Source organism: Sinorhizobium kostiense, from assembly GCF_017874595.1.
GTDB lineage: Bacteria > Pseudomonadota > Alphaproteobacteria > Rhizobiales > Rhizobiaceae > Sinorhizobium > Sinorhizobium kostiense.
Genome location: NZ_JAGILA010000004.1, coordinates 530,260 through 541,206, shown reverse-complemented (window position 1 = coordinate 541,206; position 10,947 = coordinate 530,260). Strand labels below are relative to the sequence as shown.

The following is a 10,947-nucleotide window of genomic DNA, read 5'->3' as shown; positions in this document are numbered from 1 at the left end:
ACCTTCAGCTACACCATCGCCGACGGCCAGGGCGGCAGCGCCGCCGGTTCGGCCAGCCTCGACCTCACCCCGGTCAACGACGATCCGACGACGGCGCAGGTGACGCTGGCTTCGATCGCCGAGGACAGTGGCGCGCGCCTGATCACCCAGGCCGAGCTCTTGGCCAATGCCGCCGACATCGACGGCGACAGCCTGACGGCGTCGGACCTTGAGATCGCCGTGGGCAACGGTGCGCTGGTCGACAACGGCAATGGCACCTGGACCTTCACGCCGGCCGCCAACGACGACACCGCGGTGACCTTCAGCTACACCATCGCCGACGGCCAGGGCGGCAGCGCCGCCGGTTCGGCCAGCCTCGACCTCACCCCGGTCAACGACGATCCGACGACGGCACCGGTGACGCTGGCTTCGGTCGCCGAGGACAGCGGCGCGCGCCTGATCACCCAGGCCGAGCTCTTGGCCAATGCCGCCGACGTCGACGGCGACGGCCTGACGGCGACAAACCTGGCGATCGCCACCGGCACCGGCACGCTCACCGACAACGGCGACGGCAGCTGGAGCTACACGCCGGCCGCCAACGACGACACCGCGGTGACCTTCAGCTACACCATCGCCGACGGCCAGGGCGGCAGCGTCGCCGGTTCGGCTAGCCTCGACATCACGCCCGTCAACGACGCGCCGGTCAACACGGTGCCGGGCTCCCAGACCGTCGGTTCGAACAGCGCGACCGCGATCAGCGGTATTTCTGTGGCCGACGTGGACAGCAGTATTGTCACCACAACTCTCTCTGTCTCCAACGGCAAGCTGACTGTCGGAACGGGCGGCGGTGTGACGGTGGGCAACAACGGCACCAGCACCGTGACGATCAGCGGAACGCTCGGGCAGGTCAATGCCACGCTGGCCGCGCTGAGTTATCTCAGCAATGCCAATTACAGCGGCGCCGACACGCTGACCGTGGCAACTTCTGACGGCCTGCTTTCTGACATAGAAACCGTGGCTATCACGGTCAGCGCGCCGGCCAACGCGGCTCCGGTGGTAAACGATGATGTCATCGTCATTTCCACTGGAACGTCCGTTTTCCTCTCGGCGGCATGGCTGCTCAACAATGACACGGACGCTGATGGAGACGCTCTTTCAATTGCTGCGTCGAGCATCATCGGCTCGCTGCCGAGCGGTTGGACGATCACCCCGGTGACTGCCGGCGGGACGATCACGGGTTTCAACGTGAGCACGGGCAATGCGAAACAAGCGGCCACCCTGTCGTACACGGTCAGCGACGGACAGGGACACACGTCGATTGCCCAGTTGACGATACAAACACCCTCCGCGACGGCAAACGACGGAAAAAATGAGATCGATCTCGGCTCATCGAGTTACAACTACTCTTACATCGATGCAAAAGGGCACGACGATACCCTTATTGCGAACCTGACGCTTACCGGAACGCAAGGAAACGACATATTCGTCGGCAGCGACGGCGATGACAACCTTGATGCGGGCGCAGGCAACAACGTTCTCACCGGTGGAGCTGGCAGCGACGCGTTTATCATCCGTAACTTTGCAGCGGCTACAAACCACGTCACCGATTTCGATCCGGGCACGAGTTCCACCACCGTAGACACGTTGCGCTTTGATGGGGGGACCGGAGCCAGCGAATTCTCGGTCGGCAACAATGATGCGAACTTCGTTTTCAGGAAAGGGGGCGACGCAACGATCAATGTCGCCGGCACCGAGATCGCCGTGAAAACGGATGCCAGCGTCACCAGCGCGACAGTTCAGAGCACGATCGACAGTTACGGCAATATTTCCGCCGGGGCGTTATTCGTGTTCCAAAATTCGGATCTCGGCAACGCGGCGGTCTACTACGATCCAAACCCGAGCGCCGCCGGCGGTGCGGTGCTTGTCGCGGAACTCGACAATCTCACGCTGCTCGGCAATCTCGGCGCCTTCAATGCCAATGATTTCTTGCTTGTGTAGCGTCGGGTCGAGCGAAGGTACGGTGAATTCTCAATACGGAGCAATGACCGCGCCCGCCAATGCCATCGTCTGTCATTGACCGCGCAATTAAACTCTGAAGGGCATACCCCAAAGGGAATGCCCTTCTTGCTTTCAGCACGCCTCGGTATATCCGCCAGGCATGAACTCGCCTCCTACTTTTAGGTTAGGGCCGATATCGAAGGCGTATGAAGAGCACCGAAGTCGGAAGTTCCCGCCTTCACCGATCTCACGCAGAATAGATCGATCTACCTTGAAGGATTGGAGAAAAACGAAGATGACCGAGAGAAATCAACGCCCGAAAGTCAGTCTCGCGCGGCGTCATTTTCTTGGCTTGGCTGCGTCGGCAGGCGTCCGGATTGCCGCCGCAGGATCGATCATCGCTGCGGCTTTCCCATCGGTTGGGCAAGCGGGCGGGAGACCATGGTGGAATCCTCGCCATCCTGGTCTGGGCCATGGCTACGGCCGCGGCAAGCACGATCCGATGTGCCTGCTCCGCGGCACGGCGATCATGACGCCGTGTGGCGACGTCCGCATTGAGGATCTCCGCGTCGGTGATCTGGTGAAAACGCTGTCGGGCAAAGCGATGCCGATCAAATGGATCGGTCACCACATCTACCGGCGAACGGGCCGGCACTGGAGCAAGGCTGTAGTCCCGATACGAATTGCTCGTTTCGCACTGGATGATCGCACCCCGAAGAAGGACCTTTATCTCAGCGCTCGACACGCCATTTTCATCGACGGCATGCTCGTGAGAGCTCAGGACCTTGTTAACGGCACCACCATTGCGCCGGTGCCGCCCGTCGGTCAGGACACGCTCGAGTATTTTCACATCATGCTGGACTCGCATGACGTACTGTTGGCGGAAGGTGCACCGGTCGAAAGCAGTCTCCTCGAACGCGGCAATTACGAGGCTTTTACCAATTTCGGCGAATTTGCGCGCCTTTATCCAGCCGATCGATGTGCGACCATGATCCCTTGTGCCCCTTATGTCGGGTATGGCGGTCGGGGGCACCTGAAGGCGCTTCTGCATCTGGCGACCGGTCGCCCCGACCGGATCGGATCACCGCTCGATGTCGCCTGGAGCCGCATAGCAGTGCGGGGAGAAGAGCTGTTGCGGGCAGGCGAAACCACCAGCGTACAGCGCTGAAAGCGCTCACGCTGCGAGAGGCTCGACTTCGATCGTCACATGAGAGAGCTCGCGGATTTGCGCGAGCTTGCGGTGGTAGAGCGACGGGCTCTGCGGCGTTTCCGAGACCAGCGAGATGATGGCGCCATGATGGCCGGGGCCGAGTTGCCACACATGCAGGTCGACGATGCGGTCGCCATTCGCCTCGATGACGGCGCGAATTTCCTCAGGCAGGTCCTCGCCCTCCGGGGCGTAGTCGAGGAGCACGCCGCCTGTATCGCGGATCAGTCCCAAGGACCAGCGGGCGATCACCAGCGCACCCACGATCCCCATCAGCGGGTCGAGCCATAGCCAGCCGTTGAGGCTTCCGACGGCCAGGGCGAAGATTGCAAGAACGGAGGTGAGCGCGTCAGCAAGGACGTGCAGGTAGGCGGCGCGCAGATTGTTGTCGCGACCCCGGCTCGTCTTATGCTCGCGATGGCCGTGATCGGCATGATCGTGAACGTGACTGTGACCGTGGCCGTGACTGTGACCGTGACCGTGACCGTGGTGATGCGCGTGATCGTCCCTGAGCAGCCAGGCGCAGGCGAGATTGACGACAAGCCCGATAACGGCGACGGTTATCGCCTGCGGGAAGCTGATCTCGATCGGGTTTGCGAGCCGCACCAGGCTTTCCCAACCTATGAGCAGCGCAATCAGGGCGAGCGTGATGGCACTTGCGAAGCCGCCGAGATCGCCGAGCTTGCCGGTGCCGAAGGTGAAGCGGCGATTATTGGCGTTGCGGCGCGCAAAGAGATAGGCGAGCGCGGCGATCAGCATGGCGGCGGCATGGGTGGACATGTGCCACCCGTCGGCGACCAGCGCCATCGATCCGTAGAAGGTACCCGCGGCAATTTCCGCGACCATCGTCACGGTCGTCAGTGCGATGACGAGCCAGGTGCGCTGCTCGTTGCGGCGATGGCGGTCGCCCAGAAACACGTGATCGTGGCCGAGCACTCCGGTTTGGGACGAATGGGCTCCGCTCATTTCATGTATCTCCTGACGACTTCGACCAGTTCGGCGGCGCCCTTTTCGCGCTGGCGATCCGTTTCGGCGCCGGCGACGTGTTCGAGTATATGATCTTCGATCAATTCGACCGTCAGTCCGTGCACCGCGCCGCGCACGGACGCCACGAGATTGAGAACGTCGCCGCAGGGCTCGTCGGCTTCGAGCGCGCGCTCGATCGCTTCCATCTGTCCCTTGAGGCGCCGGACACGGGCAATCAGCGTCGCCTTGTTTCTGATCGTGTGTGACATGGGATAGGACCCTACCCTATCCGCGAGCGGAATGCAAACACTGACCGTTTGTCTTATCTATCTGCGCGCACACCGCCCCTCCTCCCTAATGCTTGTGCCCGTCGCAAGGGCCAAGCAGCGCCGCTTGGCCGTAAGCCCCCCGGAAATGCTCGGCGTCCGTAAACGCTTGAACGCCCGCCTTGTCAGAAACCGACATCACCAGGGGCTGTGTTTGCACGTCGCTATGGGGAATGTTTGCAACCATTTCGCGCGTCCCTCGACCGGCAATCACAGCTTTATTTTGGCCCGATTGCGGCGCCTGCACCACCCGGATGTCGTTTTTCACATAGCACCCTTAATTTGCCAGGACGGCCGATTTTATCCCGATGTCGCAATGCGAAATGTCTCGGAGTCGCGGCCGCCGATGCGGATGTCGCAAAACGACAAGCCGCTTGCTATATTTCAAGCGACGAATAGACACCTCGACCAGCATGGGAAAGCCTCATGAACAAGCCCCTGACCAAAAAGCGTTCGCTCGTCTTCTTCCTGGTGCCGAACTTTTCCATGCTGCCCTTTTCGGCGGCGATAGAAACGCTGCGCATTGCCAACCGGATGCTCGGCTACGAGGCCTATACGTGGCGCCTCGCCTCGACCGATGGCCAGAAGGTCTACTCCTCCGCGGGGATAGCCCTTGAGGTCAACACCTCGCTTGCCGACGAACGCAAGGCACTCGCCGGCGAAAACCGCCCTTCGATGGTACTGGTCTGTTCGGGCGTCTATGTGGAGGAGTTTCAGAACAAATCGGTAAACGCGTGGCTGCGCGAGGTCTATAACCGCGGCGTCGCGGTCGGCAGCCTCTGTACCGGCGCTCATGTGCTGGCCTCCGCCGGCCTGCTCACCGGCAAGCGTTGCGCGATACACTGGGAGAACCTGCCCGGCTTTTCGGAGAACTTTCCGCAGGCGGAGGTTTATGCCGACCTCTACGAGATCGACAGCAACATCTATACCTGCGCCGGCGGCACCGCCTCGCTGGACATGATGCTGAACCTGATCGATCAGGATTTCGGCGAAAATCTCGTCAATCGCGTCTGCGAACAGGCACTGACCGACCGGGTGCGCGGACCGCATGACCGCCAGCGCCTGCCGCTCAGGGCCCGACTCGGTGTGCAGAATTCCAAGGTCCTATCGATCATCGAGCTCATGGAGAGCAACCTCGCCGAGCCGCTATCGCTTCTCGAGATCGCCGAGAATGCCGATCTTTCGCGTCGCCAGATCGAACGGCTTTTCCGGCAGGAAATGGGCCGTTCGCCGGCGCGCTACTACCTGGAAATCCGGCTCGACCGCGCCCGTCACCTTTTGATCCAGTCGTCGATGCCGGTGGTGGAAGTGGCCGTCGCATGCGGCTTCGTCTCCGCCTCGCATTTCTCCAAGTGCTATCGCGAACTCTACAACCGGTCGCCGCAGCAGGAACGCGCCGAGCGCAAGCTGACGCTACAGATGGTGCGGTAACCCCTGGATCTTGCAGGTGGGTAGCGGGGCGAAGCCCTACGGCGGTCTTTTCTGGAGAGATCGCCGCTCATATTGAGTGATTGCATTATTTTGCGCGCTGCAGCGCGGCGCCCGGCCGCTACCAACGACGGGAGATGACTGATCTGACCGGGGCTGTCATGCGTCGGGCAAGGCTCGCAGTTTGCGCAGGGGTGCCGTAGCTACGATGCGAGTGCATCGAGGAGGGCGAGTTCCGACATGACCCGGTTCCGCCCGGCATGTTTCGCCATGTAAAGGAACTGGTCGGCGGCGTGCAGGTAGTTTTCGAATGACTCGGGCGCTTCGATCGTCGCCAGGCCGATCGAGACGGTGATCGTCAGGTCCTCGTCGTCAACGACGATCTTCGACTTTGCGAGCTCAATCCGCATCCGTTCACAGAACGCGTAGGCCTGGCGGACATCCAGCCCATCGAAGAGAATGCCGAACTCCTCGCCGCCGAGGCGGGCAAGCAGGTGCTCTTCGCCGACGAGCACCTTCAGCCGCCGCGCCACATGCTTCAGCACGACGTCGCCGATCTCGTGGCCATAGGTATCGTTGAGCCGTTTGAAATGATCGATGTCGAGAACGGCGACCGACGTTCCCTCACCGCGCCGCAAACACTGATCCACGAGCCGCGGACCTGTGAGGAAGAAGTGGCGGCGGTTGAAGATCTCGGTCAGATAATCGTTTGCCGCGGCGCGCTTGAGGGTCTGGATCCGTTGCTGCAGCGAGGCGGCATGTCGGATGCGGCAGCAAAACTCCGCTTCGAGAAAGGGCCTGCGGATGAAATCCGCGCCGCCGGCTTCGATGAACCGCGCCGCCAGCCGCGCGTCTCCGTGGTCGCAGAAACCAATGAGCGGTACACAATCCTCGCCTTGACGTTGGCGGATCTCTTTGAGCAGCACGGCGGCCGGCATGTCAGCAAGATTCGTGTCGGCGACGACAACATCGATCGTCTCACCCTGGTCGAGCAGCCGCAGCGCCTCGACTGCATCGACCGCCTCGATCACGGAAAATCTGTGTCGGCGGAGGATGCCCGCAAGCTCCTGCCGTGAGTCATTGCTGGCATCGACGAGCAGCACCGTCGTCAGGCCGTGCGTGAGGGCCCGATCGACGGCCGCAAGCAACCGGTCGATCGATCCCGGCTCGTTCTTGATGATACAGTCGACGACGCCTCTCTCCAGGATCTCGTCGCGGGTGCCGTCGTTGAAGGCCGCGGTGAAGACGATTGCCGGCATCCTGTTTGCAAGGATGAAGTCCAGCGCCTCGCAATTCGGCGCGTCCGGCAGGTTGAGATCAAGAACGGAGAGCGAGAACGCCGGCTCTAAGGTCGCGGCGATTTCCGCCTTTGCCGCTTCGAGTGAGGCGCAATGGGTGATGTTGATGCCGTGCGTCAGCTCCAGCCCGTATTTCAGGGCCGTGGCGAACATTCGCGAATCCTCGATGAGCAGCAGTCGCTTGTCGCGGTGCTTCTGAACATGACTCGCCCGTCTCGACGCGCGGCGCAATCTCACAATCTCTGCACCCCCACCCCTCTACAGCGACAAGCGCGACCGCTCCCATCGCGCTCCATCTGCTTTGCCTCTCTCCACCCCGAGACCTTCTCCCCGCTTGCGGGTGGACGCTCTCGATGGAACAGATGCACCCGGCCACCCCCCTGACCGAAGCCGACCTTCGGCAGGAAGCATCACCGAAATATCCCCCTCGCTGTGCGCTCGATTGAACAACCTCACGGTTGCAATTTCGTTAACAAATCAACCGACAGCTAGATTTCCCACTAGAGGGTTCAGGCCGGAACCTTCACCTTCTCGTTCAAGGTCCTGATCTTGGTCAGCGTGTCGAGGTTCTGGTTGACGCGACAATAGAACTCCTCGTTGACGAAGGGGCGCACGACGAAGTCATTGCCGCCGGCCTTGAGGAAGCGCGCGGAAAGCAGCCGGTTTGTCGACGACGAAACCCCGATGATGCGTAACTGGTGCGGGCCTCGGGAAGCGCGGATACGGCGCGTCAGTTCGAAGCCGTCGATATCCGGCATGTTATAGTCGGTGATGACGAGAGCGATGTCCGGATTTTTCTCAAGGATGTCGAGTGCGGCGGCCCCACTTTCGGCGGCGCTCGTGCGGAAATTGTAGCGCTTCAACTGCGTGGTCAATAAGGCCCGCGCCGTCGGGCTGTCGTCGACGATCAGCACGTGGTGCTTCTGGTTGGTCAGGAATCGGCAGACCGATTCCGCCAGCATGTCGACGGCAAAGACGCTGTCCTTGATGACATAATCGACAATGTCCTTCGCTAGAATCGACTCGCGCGTCTTCTCCTGGAACGTGCCGGTAAAGACGATCGTCGGCACGCTCATTTCGAGCAGATAGTTGAGCGCCTCGCCGTTTTCCGCCTGCGGCAAATTGATGTTGGAAATGGCAAGCACCGGTGGAAAGGAGGCATTCTCGACGGCGAACTGCAGATCGTCATAGTCCCGGCAGACGATCACGTCGATATCGAACAGCTCCTTCAGCCGCTTCGAAACCATGGAGGAAAAAAGATTGGAGTCCTCGGCAAGCACGATCCGGTGCTCGCCAAGAGATTGCCCGGAATAATACATTCCGGAAATGCCGAAGAATGACATTGATCGCCTTTAACAAAGTGTGTTCCCCGAAAGCATCGTAGGGGGGAAGAATTTAGGGGGTGTTAATGGGACGCGTGGCGCCGCTTGACCGCCATTCTCGGAAGCCTATTTCACGCATCATGGACACGACCGAGCAGCGGCCATGGCTCGCCCCCGCAAACCTGCGAACACTGAAAGTCGCCATCCGGCGCATTGAACACGGGCGCGATCCGTGGGCACTGCGCTGGCAGGCGCTGCTGGCGATCATCGACCTCAGCATTTTGGCCTTCTTCATCTTGGGCCCCTATCTCCGGACCGGCCCAACATACCTCATCATCGACTACACGATCGCTGCCTGGATCGGCGGCGAATTGGTCGCCCGAGCTGTCGCGGCGCCTTCGGTTCGGACCTTCATCAAAAGGCCCATGACCTGGGTCGACCTGGTCATCCTTGCCACATTGCTGTTTCCGGATCTCCTGTTCAACTTCGCCTTCCTCAGGGCCATGCGCATCTGGGCGATCGGGAGCAGTCCGCTGTTTTGCGAAATCCTGCGCCGCTTCGGGTGGACGCATGTTCACGACGTTTTCCGCGCCTGCCTGAACTTCCTCGTCTTTCTGTTCATGGTAACGGGCTTCATCTACACGACCTTCTTCTACGGGCGCGACGGCGGCGCGGGGTTCGTCGATGCTCTCTACTTCACCGTGGCCACGATCACCACGACCGGCTTCGGTGATATCACGCTCCCGGGCGCGCTCGGCAAACTGACCTCGGTGGTGACGATGATCGTCGGGATTTCGCTTTTCGTCAGGCTCGCCCAAGCGATCGTTCGTCCGTACAAGGTGAACTTCCCCTGTCCGGAATGCGGATTGCAGCGGCACGATGTCGACGCCGTACACTGCAAGGCCTGCGGTCACCTCCTCAACATCCCTGACGAAGGCGATTGAGGATGGCAGCAATTCCGCTGACCCAGCCGCAAATTCCGTATAGGATATCGCCATGGGAGAAGCTCAAACTCAATTTGAGGTGCTGCGCCAGTCCGTGCGGCCGGAGGTCGTCGAGGCGTTGGAGCGGCTCGTCCGGAATGCTCCGGATCGGAAGCTCTGCCGCATCAATGCGCTCGCCTTTGCGGGGACAGAGGGTCTCGATGAGGAAGACACGATTGCGGGCTTCCTGCAGGCCTCGCGGCTCGGCATTTTCGAACTTTCCTGGAACGTGCTGTGCCCCGGCTGCGGCGGGGTGCTCGATGCCAACACCTCGCTGAAGACGGTGCAGAGCACCGAATATAGCTGCGCGCTCTGCGCCGCCGGCTACGAGCCGACGCTCGATGAAATGGTTGAGGTGACCTTCACGGTGAGCCCACGGGTGCGCCATATCTCGGCCCACAATCCGCACGAATTGCCGGTCACCGAGTATTTCCGCCAGATGTACTGGGGCTCCGGCATCGATCTGCCGGAGGAGGATTTCGAAGAGAAGGTCGATGCTTTCCTGATCGAGGCGCTCGAATTACCGCCAGGCGAGAAGGCGGTGATCTCGTTGCAGCTTCCGGCTAAGTTCGTCATCGTCTTCGAGCCGGTGACGCATGCGGCGCAGTTCCTCGATGTCAGCGGCGAACCGACAAAGGACCGGCGAAACCTGTCGCTCGTCTTCGACCGCTCACACCGGCATGCCGAGACGCTGGCCCTGCAGCCGGGGCCGCTCAGGATACAGGTGGAAAACCACACCGAGGTGCGCACGCTGCCCTCGGTCTGCATTGCCGACGAGGCGCTGCATGCGCTGCTGGGCCGTCGGCGGGCATTCCTCACGGCAAAGCGGCTCCTGTCCAACCAGACTTTCCGTGACATCTACCGCACCGACACGCTCGATGTGGACCAGCGGCTGAAGATCACCAGCCTTACTTTCCTCTTTACCGATCTGCGCGGCTCGACCGAGCTCTATGAGCGTGTCGGCGACCTGGCCGCCTTCGACCTCGTGCGGGCGCATTTCACGGTGCTGAACGAGATCGTTGCGGCGGAGGCTGGCGCCGTCGTCAAGACGATCGGCGATGCGGTGATGGCGACCTTTCCGACGCCGGATCGGGCGCTGGCCGCGGCGATGCGGATGCGCGAAGCGATGCGCAGCCTCAATGAGGAGCGCGGCAGCGAGGATCTGCTCCTGAAGATCGGCATCCATGAAGGGCCGTGCATCGCGGTCAACCTGAATGAGCGTCAGGATTATTTCGGTCAGACCGTCAACATCGCCTCGCGCGTCCAGCATCTCGCCACCTCGCGCGAGATTTTCGCCACCGGCTCGGTGCTCGGCGATCCGCGCGCCGCCAGCCTGCTCTCCGACCGTGGCTTGAGCCCAATGGCCCACAATGTGACGTTGCGGGGCATCACCAACGAGATCAGCATCTTCGCCATTCCGTGACGTCGCAGAGCACGAAA

General features: G+C 61.3%; 10 protein-coding genes. 5 read left to right on the top strand and 5 right to left on the bottom strand.

Going from position 1 to position 10,947, the window contains the following annotated elements:
• A partial coding sequence (locus tag J2Z31_RS17905; protein ID WP_209602941.1) for a cadherin-like domain-containing protein occupies positions 1 to 1,977 on the top strand: 1,977 nt, incomplete at its 5' end.
• Positions 1,978 to 2,272: 295 nt separating this feature from the next.
• Complete coding sequence (locus tag J2Z31_RS17900; protein WP_209602938.1) at positions 2,273 to 3,145, top strand: Hint domain-containing protein; 873 nt, start codon at positions 2,273 to 2,275, stop codon at positions 3,143 to 3,145.
• A 6-nt stretch (positions 3,146 to 3,151) separates the two neighbouring features.
• Here the strand turns inward: J2Z31_RS17900 and dmeF are convergent, their stop codons facing one another.
• The 3 genes from dmeF to J2Z31_RS17885 all read right to left on the bottom strand — a co-directional run bounded on the left by dmeF (position 3,152) and on the right by J2Z31_RS17885 (position 4,744).
• Positions 3,152 to 4,150, bottom strand: coding sequence for a CDF family Co(II)/Ni(II) efflux transporter DmeF (gene dmeF / locus J2Z31_RS17895; protein WP_209602936.1), 999 nt, complete (start codon positions 4,148 to 4,150; stop codon positions 3,152 to 3,154).
• Positions 4,147 to 4,419: a metal/formaldehyde-sensitive transcriptional repressor gene (locus J2Z31_RS17890; RefSeq protein ID WP_209602932.1), complete on the bottom strand. Its 273-nt coding sequence runs from the start codon at positions 4,417 to 4,419 to the stop codon at positions 4,147 to 4,149. Before J2Z31_RS17890 ends, dmeF begins: the two co-directional genes overlap by 4 nt.
• An 85-nt stretch (positions 4,420 to 4,504) precedes the next feature.
• Positions 4,505 to 4,744, bottom strand: coding sequence for a hypothetical protein (locus tag J2Z31_RS17885; RefSeq protein ID WP_209602930.1), 240 nt, complete (start codon positions 4,742 to 4,744; stop codon positions 4,505 to 4,507).
• Positions 4,745 to 4,902: 158 nt separating this feature from the next.
• Here J2Z31_RS17885 and J2Z31_RS17880 point away from each other — a divergent pair, with 158 nt between their 5' ends.
• Entirely contained in the window at positions 4,903 to 5,907 is a 1,005-nt protein-coding gene (locus J2Z31_RS17880; RefSeq protein WP_209602928.1) for a GlxA family transcriptional regulator, read from the top strand.
• A gap of 200 nt (positions 5,908 to 6,107) precedes the next feature.
• Here the strand turns inward: J2Z31_RS17880 and J2Z31_RS17875 are convergent, their stop codons facing one another.
• Positions 6,108 to 7,439 carry a GGDEF domain-containing response regulator gene (locus tag J2Z31_RS17875; protein WP_209602926.1) on the bottom strand — a complete coding sequence of 444 codons (1,332 nt, stop codon included), beginning with the start codon at positions 7,437 to 7,439 and terminating at the stop codon, positions 6,108 to 6,110.
• A 272-nt stretch (positions 7,440 to 7,711) separates the two neighbouring features.
• Positions 7,712 to 8,545 carry a response regulator gene (locus tag J2Z31_RS17870; protein WP_209602924.1) on the bottom strand — a complete coding sequence of 278 codons (834 nt, stop codon included), beginning with the start codon at positions 8,543 to 8,545 and terminating at the stop codon, positions 7,712 to 7,714.
• A 119-nt stretch (positions 8,546 to 8,664) separates the two neighbouring features.
• Here J2Z31_RS17870 and J2Z31_RS17865 point away from each other — a divergent pair, with 119 nt between their 5' ends.
• Entirely contained in the window at positions 8,665 to 9,468 is an 804-nt protein-coding gene (locus J2Z31_RS17865) for a potassium channel family protein (protein ID WP_209603004.1), read from the top strand.
• A 52-nt stretch (positions 9,469 to 9,520) separates the two neighbouring features.
• Entirely contained in the window at positions 9,521 to 10,930 is a 1,410-nt protein-coding gene (locus J2Z31_RS17860; protein ID WP_209602922.1) for an adenylate/guanylate cyclase domain-containing protein, read from the top strand.
• Positions 10,931 to 10,947 lie beyond the last annotated feature (17 nt).